Raw genomic sequence first — 19,193 nt, forward strand, 5'->3', positions numbered from 1 at the left:
CCGCGAATGACCGTTTCCTCGCTCACCACCCGACGGGGTGCCGGATTCTGGGCGACCGGCGTCTGCGCAGTCCTGCCGTTGCCGTGTCGCATGCTGCTGGCCGGGCGGACCCGATAGGCCATTGACCCATACTCTGGGCACGTTCCGTGATCGCCAATGGTTCAAGACACCGCCAGAATCGGCCCGGCCAGCGAATATTTCGCCAACCATTGGTGACTCACCGCAATCTACCCGACTCGGCGACCGGAGGAACCATGCCGGTCAGGATGGCGGCCTCCAGGGATCCAGCAACCAGGAAGAAGCAGCCGACCGATCGGCAATGTAAAGATCCATGCACTTCATTCCAATCGGAAAGCAGGCTTACCATGAGCAACGATACGGTGGTTCTCCTATTTCCCATCGCCGTGGCGATCATCATGCTCGGACTTGGGCTCACCCTGACAATGGAGGACTTCCGCCGGGTTCTGCGATACCCGCGGGCCATGGTGGTCTGCCTGGTCAGCCAGATGCTGGTGCTGCCGGCGCTCTGCCTCGGTCTGGTCTTCGTCCTCGGCCTACGCCCCGAACTGGCGGTCGGCATGATGCTGCTCGCCGCCTCACCGGGCGGCAGTACGGCGAGCCTGTACAGCCACCTGTTCAAAGGTGACCTGGCGCTGAACATCTCGCTCACCGCAGTCAACTCGGTGCTGGCGCTGTTCACCCTGCCGGTGATCGTCAACCTGTCCGTCGCCGGGTTCATGGGGTCGGACAATTCGATCGGGCTCCAGTTCGACAAGGTGATTCAGGTGTTCGCCCTCGTGCTGATCCCGATCTCCATCGGCATGGCGGTCCGGCGGCGGTTCACCGGCCTCGCGATCCGGTTGGAGCGCGCGGTCAAGGTGCTGTCCGTCCTCGTGCTGCTGATGATGATCGCCAGCGTGATCGCCGGTCTCGGCGAAGAGGTGTTCGACGTCCTTGGCGAGATCATCCTCGCCGTCGTGCTGTTCAACCTGCTCAGCATGACGATCGGCTACTTCGGCCCCCGGCTGTTCCGGGTCGGCGAACGCGAGTCGATCGCCTCCGCCTTCGAGATCGGCCTGCACAACGCCAGCCTGTCGATCACCATCGCGATGACCCCCTCGCTCCTCGGCAACACGGAGATGGCGATGCCCTCGGTCACGTACGGCTTCGTCATGTTCTTCACCGCCGCTGTCTTCGGCTTCATCGTCGCCCGGCGGGTTCCAGCGGCCAGCGCGTCCGCCGAGCGGGCGACGCCGGCCAGCCGGGTCTGACCCGCTGACCCCGATGTGACCCCAGGGCCCGAAGGTCAGCGCCGGCACCGTAGCGAGAGCCCGGGTGCCGGCGCCGACCTCTGGTCCGAAACCAGGGCTGTCGTCTGGTCCGAAACCGGCCTCGACCTCTGGTCAGGACCGACGGCGATGCAACGCCGCGTCGCCAGCCGCAGCTGGGCGGGTGGCAAGAGGCCGGCGACGGCACGGGGCAGGTCGGCCGTTCCGGCGGCCGGCACCCCGATCTGACCCCGGGCGAAGGATCGCAGAATCATCGCGACGACATGATTCGACGTTTCCAGGTCGGGCGGAGAGTCCGGCTCGCCGCAACTCGTCCACAGCGCTGGTCTCCGCCGCAACGGGTGCGCCGGCCGTACCGTGTCATCGGCTCGCCGGACCAGCACAACAGGAGTGAAGAAGCGCAGGTCGAGGCGGTGATGTCGGTGGCTACCCGGCCACCGATCCGATCGGCCTGTTCGATGAGACGGCCATCCGTAGAAGCTCCCCCGTTTGGACTCGAACCAAAAACCTGCCGGTTAACAGCCGGCTGCTCTGCCAATTGAGCTACGGGGGACCGCTGTGTAGCCGGCAGCGGATCTCTCCGGACGCCTGGCGACGGGACAAGAGTACAGGACGCCACCGCCGGATGGGCGACCGGGTTCGCCGTCCCGGACCGACCGGGTCCACGGCCCCGGACCGGCCGGTCGACCTCCGATCAGGAGCGTACTGAAACGGACAAAAGACCGAGTTGCCTGTGCTGACGCGTGAGAAGGGAGCAGGATGGGTAGACAGCACCGGACAGATGACGAAGGCACGACCGGGTCGCTCATCGGCCAGCCGGCACCGAACCGGACTGACGGCCGACGGGTACACCGGGTCAGGTACGGAAGGAGCCGCCATGCGCGGAAAACTTTGGTTCATCGGCGGGGTCGCCGTGGGTTTCGTCCTGGGCGCCCGCGCCGGCCGGGAGAAGTACGACGAGTTGGTATTCAACGCACGCAAGGTGATGAACCACCCGACGGTGCAGGAGGCCGCCGGGGTGGCGCAGGCTCAGGCCAACCGGATCTACGCGGAGGGCCGGGAGCGGCTCAGCCACACCCGGCTGGGCGAACGCCTCAACGGCCACGATCACCTCACCACCCCCGACAGCAGTCTCGCCGACGCTGGAATGGGCACGGCCTCCTCGCCCGGATCCACTGGTGCGACGACGGCCGGGAACAAGCCCGGCAAGGGCACCGGATCCGGCGGCAGCGCCAACTGACGCCGGCACTCACCGTCGAGAACGCGGCGTACGCGTGGGCCGGTCACCCCGTCAACGGGGTGACCGGCCCACAGTCGTCCCGGTGTGTTCGCCGCCGCTGGTCCGGCGGCGGCCAGGTCAGTCCCGGCTGCTGGAGAACGCGGCGTCGAACGCCGCCGTCGGGGCGTCGAACGCCTGCTGACGGACGAACCGCAATGCCTCGGGGGCGCCGACCAACCGGTCCATCCCGGCGTCCTCCCACTCGACCGAGATCGGTCCGTCGTAGCCGATCGCGTTGAGTGCCCGGAAACAGTCCTCCCACGGCACGTCGCCGTGCCCGGTGGAGACGAAATCCCAGCCCCGCCGCAGATCCGCCCAGGGCAGGTGGGAGGCGAGCCGGCCGCGCCGACCGTCGCCGGTACGGACCTTCGCGTCCTTGCAGTCGACGTGGTAGATCCGGTCGGCGAACTCGAGGATGAAGTTGACCGGGTCCAGTTCCTGCCAGACGAAGTGCGACGGGTCCCAGTTGAGGCCAAACGCCGGGCGGTTGCCGATCGCCTCCAGGGTGCGGCGGGTCGTCCAGTAGTCGTAGGCGATCTCGCTTGGGTGCACCTCATGGGCGAACCTGACCCCGACCTCGTCGAACACGTCGAGGATCGGGTTGAACCGGTCCGCGAAGTCCTGGTAGCCGCGTTCGATCATCTCCGGCGGCACCGGTGGGAACATGGCCAGGGTGTGCCAGATCGACGAGCCGGTGAAGCCGATGACGGTGGAGACGCCGAGCTTCGCGGCGGCCCGGGCGGTGTCCTTGATCTCCTCGGCGGCGCGCTGACGGACGCCTTCGGGTTCCCCGTCGCCCCAGATCCGGGCGGGCAGGATCCCCTGGTGCCGCTCGTCGATCGGGTGGTCGCAGACCGCCTGGCCGACCAGGTGGTTGGAGATCGCGTACACCTTGAGGTTGTACTTGGCCAAGGTTTGCAGCTTGCGTTCGACGTAGTCGTCCTCGGCCAGCGCCCGGTCCACCTCGAAGTGGTCGCCCCAGCAGGCGATCTCCAGGCCGTCGTAGCCCCACTCCGAGGTCAGCCGACACACTTCCTCGAACGGCAGGTCGGCCCACTGGCCGGTGAAGAGCGTGATGGGTCGCGCCATGGTCCTTCTCCCGTTGTCGTCACTGGGATTCCATCCCGCGCCGCAGGTGCGGCGCCTGGTTGGACCGGTGCGAGGTGACGGCCCGATGAGCTATCGGCGTGGAACTACCTGGTCGTGGTACATCGACCGGTGGGGCGGGCAGCGGACACCGGCCGGCTGGTCACGACGGCATCCGGCACGCTCGCCGTGCCGGCGCGACGCTTCCCGACCGGGCGGGTTGCGCCTCCCGCCCGGACACCGGCCCGGGGGACGGGCCTGCCCGCACCACTCTAGGCCGGTTGCGGGCCGCCGCGATAGAGGCAGCCGAGGTACGGGCCGACAGGGTACGACGCCAGCGAGTCACGAGCCTGGCGGTCAGTAACCCCACTCGGCAAGCGGCTTCTCCAGCACCCGGTCCACCGCAGCCAACTGCTCCTGGCTGAGTTCCCGGTGGTACGCCGCCCCTCGACCGCTGTGGAACTCGTACCGGCGGAAGCCACGGTCGAACGAGGGCGACCAGTCGAGGCCGAGAAAGTCCAGCATCCGGGCTACTTCGTCGCTTGGTGCGACCAGCAGATCCTCGTACCGTACGTCCAGCCATTGGCCGGCCGGGTGGCTGGCCCGAGCCTCGGCGAACGCGGCCATCAGCATCTTCCAGCCGAGCGCGGCCAGCACCGGAAACGACCGGTCGGCTTCTTCCCACTCGGCCCGCAGATCGGCCGGCAGCGGGCCGAGGAACCAGTTGTCCGGCCCACGCCAGCCGTCCCACCAGCCCATCTGCAGCCACGAGTTGGCTACCGCACGTCCGTCGCGGACCACGTTGACCACCCGCAACTCCGGGTACGCGGCATGCAGCCAACCGGTGCGGGGCCAGCCCGTGACGTGTTGCAGCAGCACCTGGCAGCCCTGCCGCTTGACCCGGCGGTCGAAAAAGGCACGCAGCCGCTGGCCCACGTACGGGGTGAGGTCGTCAGCCCGCAGGTCCCGGCACGGCCTGGAGTAGCCGGCCATCACCTGCCGGTCAATCAGCCGATACGCCTCGGACGGCGCCACCCGCAGCCGGCCGCGTTCCAGCAGGCGACGGCTGTGCCCGAGCGAGGTCATGCCGGCCGGCCGGGGCGTCGAGCGGCGGTACAGCCGGCCGTTGCGACGACCGGCCAGGTTGAGCCGGGGCAGCTTGTCGTCCAGCCCGGACACGAAACCGACAGCCGGGTGCCGGGCCAGGATCTCCTGGACAAGGGTCGATCCGCACCGTCCGGTGCCCACGACGACGGACAGCATCGAGTCAGCCTTCCTTGCTCGGTGTCGTGGCCGGGACCGGCTCACCGACCGGCCCACCCTGGGCTCCGACCGGGGGCACCGCCCGGGCCGGGGGCGCTGCGGGTCGCCGTACCGGATAGCCGAAGCGGCGCAGCAGCGGCAGCGTCACTGCGGTGACCACCGCGAAGGACCGGCCGGGCAGCGCCCGGACCCATTCGGCGTCGTCGCTGACCGGGACCGCTCCGGTACGGTGCCGCGCCGGGTTGCCCGCCACCGAGTGGGTGGCGGCCAGGGTGAGCCGGCCTTCGGCGTCGATCGGCAGCCCGGCCGGATCCAGTCCGGCGAACAGCGCGATCCGGCGCAGCTGACCGGCCGGGTCGACAACCACGTCCTCGTAGCGGACCCGCAGGTAGCGGTCGGGTCCGGCGGCTTCGAAGAACCGCGCGGTGGCGGCGTTCCACACCCGCCACAGCAGAGCCGCCTTCCACACCGGCGGGCGGCTCATCAGGTTGCGGTCCGCCGCGCCGTCCAGTCCGCGCCGACGGCGCCAGGAGAAGGCGGTGCCGCGCGGGTCCCGGACCAGGTGCAGCACCCGCAGGTCGATACCGGGCAGGTCACGCAGCAACGCACCGTACGGTGGCAGCTTCGACGAGTCGACCACCACCACAGGTCCGTCGCCGCCGCGGCTCACCTGGCGGGCGACCGCCGGATAGACCGCGGCGATCGCGGCGTCGTCGGCGTGGTGCGGCACGGCCCGCCGTCCGGCACCGGCTCGCCTCAGCATGGCTGGCAGGTCCCGCATCCGCAGCCTGGCCCGCAGTCGTCGGGCGATGCCGGCCGCGTCCGGGCCAGTGGCCGAGGCCGGACCAGCAACAGCTGCCAGTTCGGCGGTGACCGCCCGCCAGACCGGACAGGCGTCGAACGGCGCGCCGCAGCCGCAGGGACGGTTGTCGACCATCCCGCGCTGCCAGAGGTAGCGCAACTCGCCGGCGGCGAAACAGCCGTCCAGCTGCCCCAGGACGGTGGTGATCAGGGTGCTGCCGCTGCGACCGCTGCCGGCCAGGTAGAGCACCCGGACCGGAGGACTCGACGGGCCGGGTGTACCTGCGGCAGAGGATGTGCCTGCGGCGGAGGGCGTGCCGGTCATCGTCGGGTTCCCGCCGGGGCGGTCAACGCCGCAGCCAGGTAGGCGTCGCGGAGCCGGTTCAGGTGCAGGTCGGGCGCGAAGTCACGGTCGATCTTGTCCCGGGCGGCCCGGCCCATCGCGTACGCCCGGTCGGGGTCGGCGACCAGCCTGCTCAGCGCGTCGCCGAGCGCCACCGGGTCGTCGGCCGGGACGGTCTCCCCGTCGAGACCGGGACTGATCAGCTCCGGCAGCCCACCGAGGTCGGTGCCGACCACCGGCACGCCGCACGCGAACGCCTCGAGCACCGCCATTGGCTGGTTCTCATGCCACCGGGACGGCACCGCGACCGCCGCTGAGGACCTGATCAGGTCGTGCAGCCGGGACTTGTCCAGCCGGCCGTGGAACCGCACCCGACCGGGTGCCACCCGGTCGGCGAGGGCACGGACCGCAGGCAGGGCGGGGCCGTCGCCGGCCACGTGGACGGGCACCTGCCGGGGCAGTCGGGCGACCGCCTCGACCAGCGTGTCCACTCCCTTCTCGACGGAGATCCGGCCGGCGAAGACCACTCCCCCGCCCGGCGAGTCCTTGACCGCCACGGCGGCCGCGTCGACGAAGTGGTTGATCACCCGTAGCCGGTCCGGGTAGACGCCGGCCCGGCGCATCACGTCGGCGAGAAACCGGCTGGGACTGACGAACACCCCCACCGAACCATAGGCCCGTGACTGTCTGTGTATCCACGACTCCACAGCGAGTAGCGTACTGGCGGATGCCGATCCGTCCTTGCACCTGCGCCGCGCGGCGTGTAGCGGACCTCCATCGACGCACGCCGCACAGATCTTCCCCCGGTCCAGCATCTGGTAGCTGGGGCAGGCGAGCTTGTAGTCGTGCATGGTCAGCACGCACGGCACCCCGGCGTCGCGGGCGGCAGCGAGCACCGACGGAGACAGCTGGTGGTAGATGTTGTGCAGGTGGATCACGTCCGGCCCGAAGTCCTCGATCACCCGGGTCAGGCCGCGGCGGCTCGCCGGCGACCAGATCATCCGACCGGCGGCGGCCAGCCGGGGGCGCAGTCCGCGCGGCGCCGGCTCCAGCTCGACGTGCGGCGGGAAGTGCCGGGCGTACGGCAACGGCCCGTCGTTGTCCGGGTGGGTCATCCCGAAGTACGCCACCTCGTCCCCGGCCGCGCGCTGCAGATCGGCGAGGTCGATCAGATACCCCTCGGCGCCACCGCGACGGTACAGAAACTTGTTCACATGGAGGACACGCATCAGTCCGGCCCGCTCGCTCGATACCGGGGTGTGGCCACCCGGTTATGGTGGCGCAGGGCTCCCGCCCTGGCTGCTGCCTCACGCTATGCACCCACGCCGGGTTAGTCCAGTACCGAATCGCCAACTAGCTGATCGGGTGATCTTGTGTGGCTGACCAGCCTGCGTCCTGGCGTTTCGCCCCGATCCATGGGTAGCCTGACCGCGGCCCGACCTCGCCCCAGCCTGGCCATCGCGGCTGGTGACGTGCCCGAGGAGGACCGGTGAACGACGACGAGCCTTCCACCCTGGCCTGGACCGCGCGGCGGATCGCCCGGCACGCCCGGTGGATCCGCACCGAAGGGCTCCGCCGCCTCGTCGAAGAGGACCGACTCAACCCGGTCGACCGGGCCACCACCGCCTGGGCCAAACTGCGCTGGCGGCATCGGCACGGCGTACCCCGTGGTCAAGCCGTTCCCGTCTACCTGGTCGGCCTGCAGCGGTCCGGCACCAACATGCTGGTCCGCGGGCTGGAGAACGCCGGCGAGGTCGAGGTCCGCAACGAAAGCGACCGGCGGGTCTTCCATCGTTTTCAACTCCGCGACGACGCGGTGCTGACCGCCGTGGTCAACCGCAGCCGACACGCGTACGTGCTGGTCAAACCGCTGTGTGACAGCCACCGGGTGGACGAACTGCTCGCCCTGCCCGGGATGGCGCCGGGACGGGCGGTCTGGGCGTGGCGCGACGTCGACGACCGGGCCCGCTCCGAGGTGGCCAAGTTCGGCGACGCCAACCTGCGGGCGCTCGCCGCCATCGCCGACGGCACCATCGGCCGCCGCTGGCAGGGCCAGCGCCTCGACGCGGACACCTACGAGCTGATTCACGGCTTCGACTACCGGCGGATGGACCGGCACACCGCCGCCGCCCTTTTCTGGTACGTCCGGAACACCCTCTACTTCCGGCTCGGCCTGGACCGCCGCGACGACGTGCTGCTCAGCTCGTACGACGCGTTGATCACCGACCCGGCCGGGCAGATCAGCCGGCTGTGCGACTTCCTCGGGATCGCCTACCGCCCCGACCTGTCCGCGCACATCGCCCCCCGCACCCCCGCCCGCCAGCCGCTGCCGATCGACCCGGCGGTCCGTACGCTCTGCGACGAACTCACCGCCCGACTGACCGCCAGCGGCCGCCCACAGTCCCCCACCACCCCACCTCAACAAGCCGACACCGACCGGCGTGCTCCGGTGAGCGTGGAAAGGACCGACCATGGCTGAAGCCCCCGCGCCGGCCACCGCCGAAGTGGCGCAGTTGCCGACGGCGCCCATCTTCCTGGTGGGCTGCCAGCGCTCCGGCACCACCTTCCTGCGGCTGGTGCTCGACTCGCACTCCCGGATCTCCTGCGGACCGGAGACCCGGTTCCTGCCGGACCTGCGACGCATCGTCGGCTCCGACTGGGAGCGGCTGGCCCGCTTCGGCTTCACCCGGGAGGACTGGCTGCGCCGCATCGCCGACTTCTTCGGCGGCGTGCACGCCGACTACGCCGCCGGCCGGGGCAAGGCTCGGTGGGCCGACAAGACCCCGCTGTACGCGATCTCGCTCGACTTCGTCACCGAGGTCTTCCCGGACGCGCAGATCGTGCACGTCATCCGGGACGGCCGCGACGTGGTGGTCTCGCACCGCAAGCGGTTCGGGTACTGGTCGGCGGTGAAATGCGTGGTCAAGTGGCCGCGCTACATTCGTACCGCCCGCGCGATGGGCGCCACCCTGCCAGCTGACCGCTACCACGAACTGCGCTACGAGGACGCGGTACGGGAGCCGGAGAAGTCGATGCGCGCGCTGTTCGAGTTCCTCGGCGAACCGTGGGAGGAAGGCGTGCTCGACTACGTCGACAAACCGCATGACGTGGCCGGAAAGTACACCAGTGAGGCGGACCGACGCCGCGCCTCCGCCGGCACCGACTCGGCCATCTACCGGTCCCGCGTCGGCAGCTACCGCCGGGAGCTGGACCCGTTCCTGCGGCTGCTCGTCGCGGCCTTCTCCGGTCGGATGCTGCGCGAGCTGGGTTACCGATGAACACTGCGACCCGGCCCGCCACTGCGACCCGGCCGGCCACTGCGGCCCGCCGCTGCGTGGCGGCGGCGCTCGGCGGGCTGCTGCTGCTGGCCGGCTGCACCAGCGCCGACGAGGACACCACCCCGCCACCGGTGCCGCCGACCGGCGCGCCGCTGCCGAGCCTGCCGCCGTACCCCGAGGACACCCACCCGTTCGGCGCGCACTGGGACTGGAACCGGTACGACGAGTTCCTCCCGTACCTGCGCAAACTGTCCGGGTCTGCCACCTACCACGAGATCAGCTGGTGCAGCATCGAGCCGACCCAGGGTCAGCAGGACTGGTCGGCACTGGACCAGATCGCCCAGCGCAGCCGGGAACTCGGCATCGTGCTGAACATCAAGATCCGGACCGAGATGTGCTGGGCCACCGGTGGGACCCCGGAGCACGTCCGCGGCCAGGCCAACAAGACCGAGTCGACGATGCCGCTGGACATGGCCGCCTACCGGCAGTTCGTCGGTGACGTGGTCCGCCGTTACACGCCGTACGGCGTCCGTCAGTACGCGATCGAGAACGAGGTTAACGCTCCGCAGTACTGGCGCGGCACCCCCGAGGAGTACGTCGAGCTGGTCACCGTCGCCGCCGAGGCGGTGCACGCCGCGAACCCGGAGGCGGTGGTCGTCGACTCCGGCATCAGCAGTGTCGCGTACGGCTTCGGGGTGGTCGACCGGCTGGTCCAAGCCGGCCGCGACGACGAGGCGATCGCCGCCTACAACGCGTACTTCAAGCGGCGGATCGGCACCCGGGGCCGCAAGATCCCCGAGGTGGACACGATCGAGACGCTACGGACCGCGCTCGACAACGAGACCAACGTACGCAACGTCGCCTTCCTGGCCGCCACCGAGCAACTGATTGACGACGGCGTGGTGCAGCTGCGTCAGGTGCACTACTACGAACACTTCGACGGCGTACCGGCGCTGCTGGACTACCTGGCGGCGGAGAATCCGGCCGACGTGCCGATCGAAGCGTGGGAGGTCGGGCAGTTCTGGCGCGACGGTGACGGTGACGACGTCAGCCGGGCCGAGGAGGTCGTCAAGGTCTCCACCATGCTGCTGGCCGGCGGTATCCGGCAGGTGATGTGGCTGCCGCTGGGCTACAACCCGAACAACCGGGCCGGCAGCGAGGTCCGCTACGGCCTGCTCGACCCGGACGGTACGGAACGTGAGGCCGGCCGGATGTTCGAGAGCCTGGCGGTGGCGGCGCGTGGCGCCATGGTCACCCCGGTCCGCCGGGACGGCCTGATCGGGGTGGCGTTCCAGCAGGGCGAGGAGAGCACCCTGGTCGTCTGGTCCGGCGAGATCAACGACGCGGTACGGGTGTCCGCGGTGCCCAGCCTGCACGCCGGGCCGGCCGGTGCCTCGCCGGCCAAGACGGCGGCCGAGGTGACCGTCACCGACCGGCCGGTGCTGTTGCGCGCCACCGGCACCCCGGAGTCGATCCTCGCCGACGTCGACTGATCGGCCGTACCTCCGGTGGTGGAGGATGGTCAGGATCTCGCGGCGGACCTGCTGCGGCTCAGTCACCAGCCGGCGGTGTGCGAACCGCACCACCTGGATGCCGACAGTGGCCAGCAACGCGTCACGCCGTAGATCGATCTCACGCTGGGCAGGGCTGCCGTGCGAGGCGGCTCCATCGAGCTCAAAGTCGATCCGTTCGGCCTGAAGGCCGGAGCGCTGGCCCGCATTCCGGTAGCGTCCGCATCGCGGCCCGGTCGGTGAGCCGCGGCAGCTCATCGAGAGTTGCGGAGACCCGGTCCGCGTTCGTCCACCTGTCGTTGACAGCCCGGATCAGCGGAGCCGGCCGGTCGGCGGCCGACAGCAGCGGCCAGGACTCGACAAGACTCGCTTCCAGCCGCGTCACCGGCGCCTCGCCGCGTACCACCACCTGCGGCGGACCGACGGCGAACGCCGTTCGGTGGTGCACGGTCAGGCCGGCCTGGCTACGAAATCCCACGCCGATCGGCACCGTCAGGTGCAGTGCCTCGTCAGTGGGTTGCTGGCGCAGCCCCCAGAGATTGAGTGCGGTGGTGTGGCTGAACGCGACCCGACCGTCGGCGTGGGCCAGCACCGCACGCCGACGCAGCTGCGGTGCGAGCGACTGGATCGACGACATTCCGCTATGGTTGTCGTCGATCAACTCGGCGGTGACGTAGACGCCCGGCAGAACGCGCCGCAGTCGACCGGCGCGTACCGCGTCGTCCAGCACCCAGCGCGGCACCATCTGAAGGGCCTGGCGACGGGTCACCACACCGCCGCTGCGCCGGCACAGCTCCTCGATCACCTCGTTCATGCCCGGCTACGATGCCGCGACCTCAGCCATCAGACGACCCAGGTAGAGCCACGCTGTGGACAACTGCTCGACTGTGGATCGGGTGGCGGGTTCCTCGGCGACGCGCTACCGGACCATGATCACTTGATGCTCTGCTGGGCGCTCACCGGCGTGTCGGCCGAATTTCCGTCATCTGATCATGAGGGGCAGCTACTGATCATGAGGCAGCGGGCTGCTACTCGGGATCGGGCCGGCGGTCGTAGGCGGCCAGAGTCGCCTTGTTCGTGCTGGCATCCTGGAATACCAGCTCCCACGGGCCGGTGTTGACGTCCATCTCCTTACCGAACCCGATCCACTTTCCGGTCAGCCGACGCCCGGTAGGCTCGGCCAGCAGTTGGATCGCGCCATGGTACCGGGCGCCGCGGTAGTAGCCCTGCGGCGCGGTCTGCTCGATCCAGGTCCCGGTGACCACATTGCCGTCGACGGTCAGGTCCATGGTGAGGGGCGCATCGGAGGAACCAGGCAGACTTCGCACGGTGAGCCGGTCACCGTGCTGCAGCAGCACGACATAGTGCCGACCGGTGAACGTGGCACCACGACCCGAGCTGTGGTACTCGTACCGGGACAGCCACACCCCGGAGTAGTTGCCGGTCGGCGCGGTCCATGGGGCAGGGCCACCGCGCGGCACCGGGGTGGACGCCTGCCCGGTCGCCGACATCTGAGCACCCCGAGCTTCGTCACCGCCCTCGCCACCCCGGCCGCCGGCTCCATCCTCGCCGGCGTCGGCGCTGCGGGCATGCGGGACCGCCACAGTGAAGCCGAGCGAGCTGATCGGCAGGCCGGTGACCGATTCCAGGGCACGCGCGTACGCCGGACGGGGCGAGGTGATCGCCCCAGCCTCCCAGCGTTGCACGAGGCGCTTGTTCGCATCGTTGGGCATTCCGGCGCGATCCCCTGCCTGCCGCAGCGCGCGGGCGAAGTCGTCCTGACTCATCAGCAGGCCCATCCGCACAGCCCGCAACGTCGCGTTCGGAGTGGTCGTCATGCGAGTGATCGTAGCCCTTGTGTCGCCGGAATGTCGCCCTGCAGGTCGCCGGAACGTCGTCATGGAAGCCGTCGCGCGGGGCGACAATTCGGCGACATCCTTGTTTTCGTGGCAGCCGGCGCGACCGCCGGCGCGAGCAGGCAGGAGACATGCGATGGCAGAGGTTCAGATCCTGGTGATCGGGCCACGGCAGCTACCCGCCAGCGGTACGGTCGAGGTGTGGGCCGACGCAGGCAGCGGCGCAACTGGACAGCGAATCAAGGTACCGGTGACCGACCTGCAGACAGCCGAACTGGACAGTGGATCAGGCAGTTCGGCTGTCTACGTACTCCGCCACCGTGGCTGATGCGACAGGGCACGGGGGCTCGCCAGCGAGTGATCGGGTCAGCCGGGCGGCTGGAGAAGGAAGACCGGGTGGCGGTCCGCTTCGGTGCAAAACCCGGACGGACCGTCGCCGGGGGTGGCGTCGAATGCCTGCCGGACGAACGGGATGAACCCGAACGCGCGGCGGTAGCGATGCAGGACGTCCAGTTTGGTCTCGCCGTCGACCTCGACGAGGCCGACGGTGCGGAACCGCTGTCCGCGACCGAGTTCGGCGCGGCCGTTGGCGCGGATGTTGCGCACCCACTGTGTGACACCGAACGGTGAGACGAGCCAGTCGAGGTCGGCGTGCCGCAGCGTGACGACCGGCACGGTACGCGGCAGGCCGGTGCGCCGGCCCTGGGTACGCAGCAGGGTCAGCGGCCCCATCGGCACCCCCCAGCTGAGCAACCGGTACGGGATCCGGCTGACCCGCTCCACCCCGGCGGGCAGGGCAGCGGCGTTCACGACGGGGCCACCGTGGTGGTGGCTTCCCGGGCGGCGAGGCGGCGGGCGGCCTGGCCGAGCATCTGGCCGTTGAGGCGGATCGACCGGGTCCGGGGCAGCAGCCGGGTCATGATCCGCATCGACCGACCCGGGATGTGGGTGGGCCGGCCGCGCAGGAACGCGGCCACGCTTTCCCGTACGGCGGTCTGGACCGGCTGGGGCCGGATCGGCATCGCCGCACGGTCGATGCCGTAGGCGTCGATGGTCGGGGTGTCAACGTTGCCCGGTAGTAGCACGGTGACGTCGACGCCGCCGGCGGCGAGCTCGTGATGCAGGGCCTCGCCGAGGTTGAGCACGTAGGCCTTGGCCGCGCTCTCGTGGGCCATGTTCGGCAGCCCGTGCACCGCGCCCAGTGCCGACACGAGGATGATGCCGCCCCGGCCACGGGTGACGAACCGCCGCCCGAAGGCGTGGGCCAGATCCAGGTGCGTGGTGGCGTTGATGGTGAACCGCCGGTGCAGGTCGGCGAGGTCCTGGTCGAGGAGCGGGCCGGGGCGGCCGGTGCCGGCGTTGGAGATCAGCAGGCCGACGTCGAGATCCTCGGTTGCGTCGACGAGCTCGGCGGCGGCCTCGGTCCTGCCGAGGTCGACGGTGACCACCCGGCAGCTGATGCCGTGGGCGCGGGTCAGCGTGGCGGCGAGGGTTTCGAGCCGGTCGGTGGATCGGGCCGCCAGGACAAGGTGGAGCCCGGCAGCGGCTAGGTACTCGGCGAAGGCCTGGCCGATGCCGGACGAGGCGCCGGTGACCACCGCCCACGGACCATAGGATCTGATTTCAACCATGATTTAGACTGTAATCTGGATTCTGGTCCAGGACAAGCGGATAGGCTGTGCCAACGTGAAGAACCCTCCGGCCGACCTTGCGCGACGCCTGCTCGACGTCAGCGAGCAGGTGCTCCACGGCGACCCTGCGCCCCGTCTGGAAGACATCGCCGGCATGGTCGGGGCATCGCGAGCGACGTTGTACTACTACTTCGCCGGCCGCGACGACCTGCTCACGTACCTCCTGACCGCGCACGCCCACGACGGAGCCCAGGCGGTGCAGGCCTCGATCGACCCCACCGACCCACCCGCGCAGCGACTACGGGCGATGGTGACGGCTCTCGCCGCCTACTTGTCACAGCACCCTGGGATCTGCGCCGGCCTGCTCAGCGCCCTCGGCTCCACCGGCCGGATGACCGACGTCATGGCCGCCAACGACAGATGGATCGCCGGCCCGCTCCGGGAACTCCTCGCCGAGGCCGGCACTGTCGGTGCGGTCACCGTCGACGACACCGCCGACGCAGCCAACGCCATCCTCGGCGCGTTGCTGCTCGCCGTGCTCGGCCGATCCGTCGCCGGGGCCGACCCCACCGACGCCCGGTTCCGCGACCAACTCACCGACCAGGTACTGCACGGCGTACTCACCCGTGCACCAGTCGACGGATCCTGAGCCATGACCTTGCCGCCGGATCATGATCACTTGATGCTCTACTGGGGGCCGGTCGGCGTGTCGGCCGAATTTTCGGCATGTGATCATGAGGAGGTGGGCTCCCACGGGCCGGTGTTGACCTCCATCTCCTTACCGAACCCGATCCACTTTCCGGTCAGCCGACGCCCGGTAGGCTCGGCCGGCAACTGGATCGCACCCTGGTACCGGGCGCCGCGGTAGTAGCCCTGCGGCGCGGTCTGCTCGATCCAGGTCCCGGTGACCACATTGCCGTCGACGGTCAGGTCCATGGTGAGCGGCGCATCGGAGGAACCAGGCAGACTGCGCACGGTGAGCCGGTCACCGTGCTGCAGCAGCACGACATAGTGCCGACCGGTGAACGTGGCACCACGACCCGAGCTGTGATACTCGTACCGGGACAGCCGAACCTCGGAGTAGTTGCCGGTCGGCGCGGTACGCGTGGGCAGAGCCACCGCGCGGCACCGGCGAGATCGTGCTCGAAGTCCACATCTCGCCCTGCGCTGCACAAGCATATGAAGTAGCGGTATGCATCCGCTGTACTCTCCGGCATGTGAAACTTTCAGGAGATACTTGGCGGTGAACCATGACAGAAACTGGTGAAACAGCCGAAACCGTCGCTACTCACCTCCGTGAGGAGATCCGGACCGGCGAACTCGCCGAGGGCGACAAGGTACCCACCACCAGCGCCGTGATGAACAGGTTCGGCGTCGGCAGAGGAGCAGCGCAGCAGGCGCTGAACGTGCTGCGGGCGGAAGGACTTGTCACCTCGCGACGCGGTGCCCCCGGCATCGTCAAGGGCTGGTTCGCCCGGCTCGAACGGGTCATGCCAGATCGCCTGGGCCACTCGAAACAGCCGGGACGGACCATCCAGCAGCATGACGCAGGCGATCGTCCGATACGCACCGACGTCGAGGTCGATGAGCTTCCGGCACCCGACTTCGTAGCCGTAGCCTTCGGCATCGACGAGGGCGATCCGGTGGTGCGCCGCAAGCGAGTGCACTGGGTGGAAGGTCGACGCGTCCAGATATCGGCGTCCTACTTCCCCGTCGAGCTCGCACGAGGCACGGCGATCGTCTACAAGAACTCCGGACCCGGCGGGGTGTACGGCCGGCTTGAAGATCAAGGGTGGAAGCCGACAAGGTTCGAAGAGCGGGTCGTCGCCCGGCCACCGCATCCGGACGAGATCGATGGCCTGGACATCGCACGCAACAAGGCGACGGTGTTGCAGATCACCCGGTACGCGAGGTCCGGTGACAGATGTGTCGAGGTCAACCGGATGGTGCTGGACGCAGGCGTCTACGAGCTGGTGAATCACTTCGATCTGAAAGCGGACACAATCTAACATCCGCAACACTCAACCTGCATATGCATGTCCGGTATCTTAGGTCTCGTCCGACAGGAGTCCCCTCAGCCAGTGACGTCGTTACTGAAATTCCTGGTATGGGGCCGAGACGCAGGGAGACACGCGATGGCAGGAGTTCAGATCTTGGTGGTCGGTCCACGGCAGCTACCCACCACCGGGACGGTCGAGGTGTGGGCCGACGCCGGCAGCGGCGGGTCCGGGCAACGGATCAACGTACCGGTCACCGATCTGCAGGTGGCCGAGATGGACAACGGCGCTGGTACGTACGCGATCTATCTTCTCCGCTCCCGTCACTGAGCTGACGGACGCGGGACGTGTCCTGTCAACTCCGGGGCGACCAGGTGTGCGGCCAGCCGAGCAGGTCGGCGAGGTCGGCGTTGTGCGGGGCGAAGTAGCTGCCGAGCTGGGCGCGCACTTCGTCGGTCAGCTCCCCCGGCCCCTGGTCGGTGCGCCGGGTGTGCTGGGCGAACCCCGCCGGGGTGAACGGATCCAGGTCAAGGAAGCGCAGCACCCGGTCGTAGACGCCGGCCGGGTCGACGTACATGTCCTCGCTGCGCAGCACCAGCAGCCGATCCGCCGGTAGGACGGCGTACCAGCGTTGCAACTGCTCGGCGTAACGGCCCCGGGCCAGGTACGAGTGGTTGCGCAGCGCGGTGTGCGCGGCCGGACTGCCCGGCCCGTCGCGCAGCGCGTCGGCCAGCCGCCGCTCCTCGGCGGCGACCGCGTCGGCGAACGACAGTGGTTCGGCGCCGTACGAGCGGGTGTGCAGGTAGTGCGAGTAGGCCCGCTCGACCGGGTCGCGTAGCAGGGCGATGCAGCGGGCCTGCGGCAGGTCGGTGGCGACCCGGGCCGGCACGCTCGGGTGAAACAGGTAGTACGGACTGGCCTCGAAGCTGCGGACCCCGGCCGGGCGGGCCGGGAAGTGCGCCTGATACCAGCGTTCCCCGCGTCCGTGGTGGATGCTGAAGTACTGCAGTTCCTTGCCGGTGGCCGGGCGCACCTGCGGATGGGCGGCGAGATAGTGGTGCAACGAGGTGGTGCCGCAACGTTGTCCACCGATGATCAGGAAGTCCGGCAGGGCACCCAGCTGGCCGGGCACCATCGTGCGCGCCCAGGCCCGCGCCCCGCGTACCGTACGGCGCAGCCGGTCGGTGGTCCCCCGGTTGCCGGTCATCGTGCCGCCTCCTCCAGGTTCGCCACCGGTGCACCGGGCCGGTCCTGGCCGTCCGCCCCGCCGCGCCGGCCGCCCCGGCGCAGGGTACGCAGCACCATGACGTCCTCCCGGCTCAGCCCGAGCGCCAGCACCACGCCCACGTAGACGGTCACCACCACCGGCAGCCCGACCAGCAACTGCTCCGGCCAGCCGGGCAGCAGCAGCCGGACCACCAGCCCGGCGGCCAGCGCGACCAGCCCGGCGGCGAGCCCTTTGAGCATGCCAACGGTCACCGGCACCGCGTGGATCAGGGCCCGCACCTGCAGCACCCGGGCGACGTTGACCACCGCCAGGGAGATCGCCCAGGCGACCGCCGCGCCGATGATCCCGTACGCCGGGATCAGCCACAGGTTGAGCAGGATGTTCAGCAGCAGCGCGGCGATGTTGTCGTACATGTTGACCGCCACCCGGCCGGACATGTTCAACACCGTGCCGCACGGCCCGGTGGCCGCGTTGACCAACTGCCCGACCGCGAGGACCAGGGTGACCGCAGCGCCGGCGGCGAACCCGCCGCCGAAGACCGTCAGCAGACTCTCCGGGAAGACCAGCAGCGCCACGAACGCCGGCAGCGACAGCCGCACCACCCAGCCGGTGGCGGCGCCGTAAATTCGCCGTACCTCGTCGGCCCGCCCCTGGTGGTGCAGGTACGCCAGGTACGGCCCGAACGCGGCGTTGATCGGGGCCAGCACGAAGATCGCCACGGTGACCAGCCGGGTGGCGACGTTGTAGACACCGATCTCGTCGTTGGCGAAGAAGCCGAGCATCAGGGTGTCGACCCAGATCAGGCCGGTCGACGACAGCGACGACACCCAGCTGACCGTGGAGAAGCTGAACAGTTGCCGGGGCCGGTAGACGACCGGGCCCGGCGCGACCCGGCGCATCAGCCGGGCCAGCGCGCCGAGGGCCAGCAACGCGGCCGACCAGCCGGCGATGACCAGCGCCCAGTAGCTGCCGGTGACGCCGGCGCCGAGGATCAGGGCCAGCGCGGTCAGTACGAACCGGGTACCCGGTTCGTAGATCTGCCCGATCAGGGTGAACGGCCGCTGGGTGCGCCAGCCCCGGGTGGCGGCGAGCGCCGCCTCGCAGACGGTCAGCGCCGGCAGGGTCAACGCCACCAGGCGCAGCCCGGTGACCAGGCCGGGGTCGTGCAGCGCGGCGGCCAACGCGGGGGCGGCCACGGCCAGCGCGACCGCGATCGCGGTCGCCGAGCCGGCGGAGATGGCCAGGCCGAGCCGGATGGTGCCACGGATCGCGGCCGGGTCGTCGTCGGCGAGGTGTACGGCGACGAACCGGGTCAGCCCGGCCCGGAACCCGGACAGCGACAGCAGGCTGAGCAGGGCCAGTACGGCGTAGCACTGGGCGTACTGGCCGACTTCGCTGATCCCGAGGAACCGGGCCAGCAGCAGCATGACCAGGAAGACCGCGCCCTGGTTGAGGATCGCCCCGACCAGGTTGAGTCCGCCGCCGCGGGCCATGCCGCGGATGTGCTGGTCGCCGGAGTCAGGGCCCGACGGGGTACCGGACGGGGTGCCAGGGGCGGGGCCCGACGGGGTACCAGGGGCGGGGCCCGACGGGGTGCCGGCGGCGGGGGCCGGGGGCGGCTCGGCCGTCAC

Annotated in this window: 19 protein-coding genes, 1 tRNA gene and 2 pseudogenes; 9 read left to right on the forward strand and 13 right to left on the reverse strand. The window is 69.9% G+C overall.

Annotated features, from left to right (window positions below; translation table 11 throughout):
* Positions 1 to 365 precede the first annotated feature (365 nt).
* A complete protein-coding gene (locus O7610_RS12515; protein WP_281555658.1) occupies positions 366 to 1,271 on the forward strand; it encodes a bile acid:sodium symporter family protein in 906 nt (301 codons plus the stop codon).
* Between the two features lie 498 nt (positions 1,272 to 1,769).
* Here O7610_RS12515 and O7610_RS12520 read toward each other — a convergent pair.
* Positions 1,770 to 1,842, reverse strand: a tRNA-Asn gene (locus tag O7610_RS12520).
* A gap of 324 nt (positions 1,843 to 2,166) precedes the next feature.
* Here O7610_RS12520 and O7610_RS12525 point away from each other — a divergent pair.
* Complete coding sequence (locus tag O7610_RS12525) at positions 2,167 to 2,529, forward strand: hypothetical protein (RefSeq protein WP_289213341.1); 363 nt, start codon at positions 2,167 to 2,169, stop codon at positions 2,527 to 2,529.
* A gap of 117 nt (positions 2,530 to 2,646) precedes the next feature.
* On the opposite strand, the gene O7610_RS12530 is transcribed toward O7610_RS12525, so the two are convergent.
* The 4 genes from O7610_RS12530 to O7610_RS12545 form a co-directional block, all read right to left on the reverse strand.
* Entirely contained in the window at positions 2,647 to 3,657 is a 1,011-nt protein-coding gene (locus O7610_RS12530) for a sugar phosphate isomerase/epimerase family protein (RefSeq protein WP_281550923.1), read from the reverse strand.
* 354 nt (positions 3,658 to 4,011) lie between these two features.
* Positions 4,012 to 4,917, reverse strand: coding sequence for a sulfotransferase family protein (locus tag O7610_RS12535; RefSeq protein WP_281550924.1), 906 nt, complete (start codon positions 4,915 to 4,917; stop codon positions 4,012 to 4,014).
* 4 nt (positions 4,918 to 4,921) lie between these two features.
* A complete protein-coding gene (locus O7610_RS12540; RefSeq protein WP_281550925.1) occupies positions 4,922 to 6,043 on the reverse strand; it encodes a sulfotransferase family protein in 1,122 nt (373 codons plus the stop codon).
* The gene (locus tag O7610_RS12545) at positions 6,040 to 7,275 is read right to left on the reverse strand and encodes a glycosyltransferase (protein WP_281550926.1); all 1,236 of its coding nucleotides are present in this window, start codon (positions 7,273 to 7,275) and stop codon (positions 6,040 to 6,042) included. Before O7610_RS12545 ends, O7610_RS12540 begins: the two co-directional genes overlap by 4 nt.
* A 275-nt stretch (positions 7,276 to 7,550) precedes the next feature.
* Between O7610_RS12545 and O7610_RS12550 the strand changes: the two genes are divergently transcribed.
* The 3 genes from O7610_RS12550 to O7610_RS12560 are packed head-to-tail and all read left to right on the forward strand — an operon-like array spanning position 7,551 to position 10,832.
* A complete protein-coding gene (locus tag O7610_RS12550) occupies positions 7,551 to 8,540 on the forward strand; it encodes a sulfotransferase family protein (protein WP_281550927.1) in 990 nt (329 codons plus the stop codon).
* On the forward strand, positions 8,533 to 9,339 hold the full coding sequence (locus O7610_RS12555; protein ID WP_281550928.1) for a sulfotransferase family protein: 807 nt from the start codon (positions 8,533 to 8,535) through the stop codon (positions 9,337 to 9,339). Before O7610_RS12550 ends, O7610_RS12555 begins: the two co-directional genes overlap by 8 nt.
* Positions 9,336 to 10,832, forward strand: a complete 1,497-nt coding sequence (locus O7610_RS12560; RefSeq protein WP_289213342.1) for a hypothetical protein — start codon at positions 9,336 to 9,338, stop codon at positions 10,830 to 10,832. Before O7610_RS12555 ends, O7610_RS12560 begins: the two co-directional genes overlap by 4 nt.
* An 81-nt stretch (positions 10,833 to 10,913) precedes the next feature.
* On the opposite strand, the pseudogene O7610_RS12565 reads toward O7610_RS12560, so the two are convergent.
* From O7610_RS12565 to O7610_RS12575, 3 genes and pseudogenes are all read right to left on the reverse strand, one after another.
* Positions 10,914 to 11,108 (reverse strand): annotated as a pseudogene (locus O7610_RS12565) (putative endonuclease domain-containing protein); the annotation flags it as partial.
* Positions 11,014 to 11,664: a hypothetical protein gene (locus O7610_RS12570; RefSeq protein WP_289213343.1), complete on the reverse strand. Its 651-nt coding sequence runs from the start codon at positions 11,662 to 11,664 to the stop codon at positions 11,014 to 11,016. The pseudogene O7610_RS12565 and the gene O7610_RS12570, both read right to left, overlap by 95 nt.
* A 214-nt stretch (positions 11,665 to 11,878) precedes the next feature.
* Entirely contained in the window at positions 11,879 to 12,688 is an 810-nt protein-coding gene (locus tag O7610_RS12575; RefSeq protein WP_281550931.1) for a helix-turn-helix domain-containing protein, read from the reverse strand.
* Between the two features lie 154 nt (positions 12,689 to 12,842).
* Between O7610_RS12575 and O7610_RS12580 the strand changes: the two genes are divergently transcribed.
* On the forward strand, positions 12,843 to 13,034 hold the full coding sequence (locus tag O7610_RS12580; protein WP_281550932.1) for a hypothetical protein: 192 nt from the start codon (positions 12,843 to 12,845) through the stop codon (positions 13,032 to 13,034).
* A 38-nt stretch (positions 13,035 to 13,072) separates the two neighbouring features.
* Here the strand turns inward: O7610_RS12580 and O7610_RS12585 are convergent, their stop codons facing one another.
* Positions 13,073 to 13,516, reverse strand: a complete 444-nt coding sequence (locus tag O7610_RS12585) for a nitroreductase family deazaflavin-dependent oxidoreductase (protein WP_281550933.1) — start codon at positions 13,514 to 13,516, stop codon at positions 13,073 to 13,075.
* Positions 13,513 to 14,337 carry an SDR family NAD(P)-dependent oxidoreductase gene (locus O7610_RS12590; RefSeq protein WP_289213344.1) on the reverse strand — a complete coding sequence of 275 codons (825 nt, stop codon included), beginning with the start codon at positions 14,335 to 14,337 and terminating at the stop codon, positions 13,513 to 13,515. The genes O7610_RS12585 and O7610_RS12590 overlap by 4 nt, the downstream gene beginning before the upstream one ends.
* A 55-nt stretch (positions 14,338 to 14,392) precedes the next feature.
* On the opposite strand from O7610_RS12590, the gene O7610_RS12595 reads away from it, so the two are divergent.
* Complete coding sequence (locus O7610_RS12595; protein ID WP_281550935.1) at positions 14,393 to 14,986, forward strand: TetR/AcrR family transcriptional regulator; 594 nt, start codon at positions 14,393 to 14,395, stop codon at positions 14,984 to 14,986.
* 98 nt (positions 14,987 to 15,084) lie between these two features.
* On the opposite strand, the pseudogene O7610_RS12600 reads toward O7610_RS12595, so the two are convergent.
* Positions 15,085 to 15,432: pseudogene (locus tag O7610_RS12600) on the reverse strand (XRE family transcriptional regulator); the annotation flags it as partial.
* A gap of 155 nt (positions 15,433 to 15,587) precedes the next feature.
* Between O7610_RS12600 and O7610_RS12605 the strand changes: the two are divergent.
* Both O7610_RS12605 and O7610_RS12610 read left to right on the forward strand, forming a co-directional pair.
* Entirely contained in the window at positions 15,588 to 16,346 is a 759-nt protein-coding gene (locus O7610_RS12605) for a GntR family transcriptional regulator (protein ID WP_281550936.1), read from the forward strand.
* Between the two features lie 126 nt (positions 16,347 to 16,472).
* On the forward strand, positions 16,473 to 16,664 hold the full coding sequence (locus tag O7610_RS12610) for a hypothetical protein (RefSeq protein ID WP_281550937.1): 192 nt from the start codon (positions 16,473 to 16,475) through the stop codon (positions 16,662 to 16,664).
* A 25-nt stretch (positions 16,665 to 16,689) separates the two neighbouring features.
* Here the strand turns inward: O7610_RS12610 and O7610_RS12615 are convergent, their stop codons facing one another.
* Positions 16,690 to 17,541: a sulfotransferase gene (locus O7610_RS12615; RefSeq protein WP_281550938.1), complete on the reverse strand. Its 852-nt coding sequence runs from the start codon at positions 17,539 to 17,541 to the stop codon at positions 16,690 to 16,692.
* The gene (locus tag O7610_RS12620) at positions 17,538 to 19,055 is read right to left on the reverse strand and encodes an oligosaccharide flippase family protein (protein WP_281550939.1); all 1,518 of its coding nucleotides are present in this window, start codon (positions 19,053 to 19,055) and stop codon (positions 17,538 to 17,540) included. The genes O7610_RS12615 and O7610_RS12620 overlap by 4 nt, the downstream gene beginning before the upstream one ends.
* Positions 19,056 to 19,193 lie beyond the last annotated feature (138 nt).

The organism is Solwaraspora sp. WMMA2065 (assembly GCF_030345075.1).
In the GTDB taxonomy this organism is placed as follows: domain Bacteria; phylum Actinomycetota; class Actinomycetes; order Mycobacteriales; family Micromonosporaceae; genus Micromonospora_E.

Bases quoted from the DNA above. Each gene is read 5' to 3' on its own strand.
- O7610_RS12590 (WP_289213344.1), bottom strand. From the start codon at position 14,337: ATGGTTGAAATCAGATCCTATGGTCCGTGGGCGGTGGTCACCGGCGCC.
- O7610_RS12515 (WP_281555658.1), top strand. From the start codon at position 366: ATGAGCAACGATACGGTGGTTCTCCTATTTCCCATCGCCGTGGCGATC.
- O7610_RS12575 (WP_281550931.1), bottom strand. From the start codon at position 12,688: ATGACGACCACTCCGAACGCGACGTTGCGGGCTGTGCGGATGGGCCTG.
- O7610_RS12580 (WP_281550932.1), top strand. From the start codon at position 12,843: ATGGCAGAGGTTCAGATCCTGGTGATCGGGCCACGGCAGCTACCCGCC.
- O7610_RS12610 (WP_281550937.1), top strand. From the start codon at position 16,473: ATGGCAGGAGTTCAGATCTTGGTGGTCGGTCCACGGCAGCTACCCACC.
- O7610_RS12535 (WP_281550924.1), bottom strand. From the start codon at position 4,917: ATGCTGTCCGTCGTCGTGGGCACCGGACGGTGCGGATCGACCCTTGTC.
- O7610_RS12555 (WP_281550928.1), top strand. From the start codon at position 8,533: ATGGCTGAAGCCCCCGCGCCGGCCACCGCCGAAGTGGCGCAGTTGCCG.
- O7610_RS12615 (WP_281550938.1), bottom strand. From the start codon at position 17,541: ATGACCGGCAACCGGGGGACCACCGACCGGCTGCGCCGTACGGTACGC.
- O7610_RS12530 (WP_281550923.1), bottom strand. From the start codon at position 3,657: ATGGCGCGACCCATCACGCTCTTCACCGGCCAGTGGGCCGACCTGCCG.
- O7610_RS12605 (WP_281550936.1), top strand. From the start codon at position 15,588: ATGACAGAAACTGGTGAAACAGCCGAAACCGTCGCTACTCACCTCCGT.
- O7610_RS12620 (WP_281550939.1), bottom strand. From the start codon at position 19,055: ATGGCCCGCGGCGGCGGACTCAACCTGGTCGGGGCGATCCTCAACCAG.
- O7610_RS12540 (WP_281550925.1), bottom strand. From the start codon at position 6,043: ATGACCGGCACGCCCTCCGCCGCAGGCACATCCTCTGCCGCAGGTACA.
- O7610_RS12525 (WP_289213341.1), top strand. From the start codon at position 2,167: ATGCGCGGAAAACTTTGGTTCATCGGCGGGGTCGCCGTGGGTTTCGTC.
- O7610_RS12560 (WP_289213342.1), top strand. From the start codon at position 9,336: ATGAACACTGCGACCCGGCCCGCCACTGCGACCCGGCCGGCCACTGCG.
- O7610_RS12570 (WP_289213343.1), bottom strand. From the start codon at position 11,664: ATGAACGAGGTGATCGAGGAGCTGTGCCGGCGCAGCGGCGGTGTGGTG.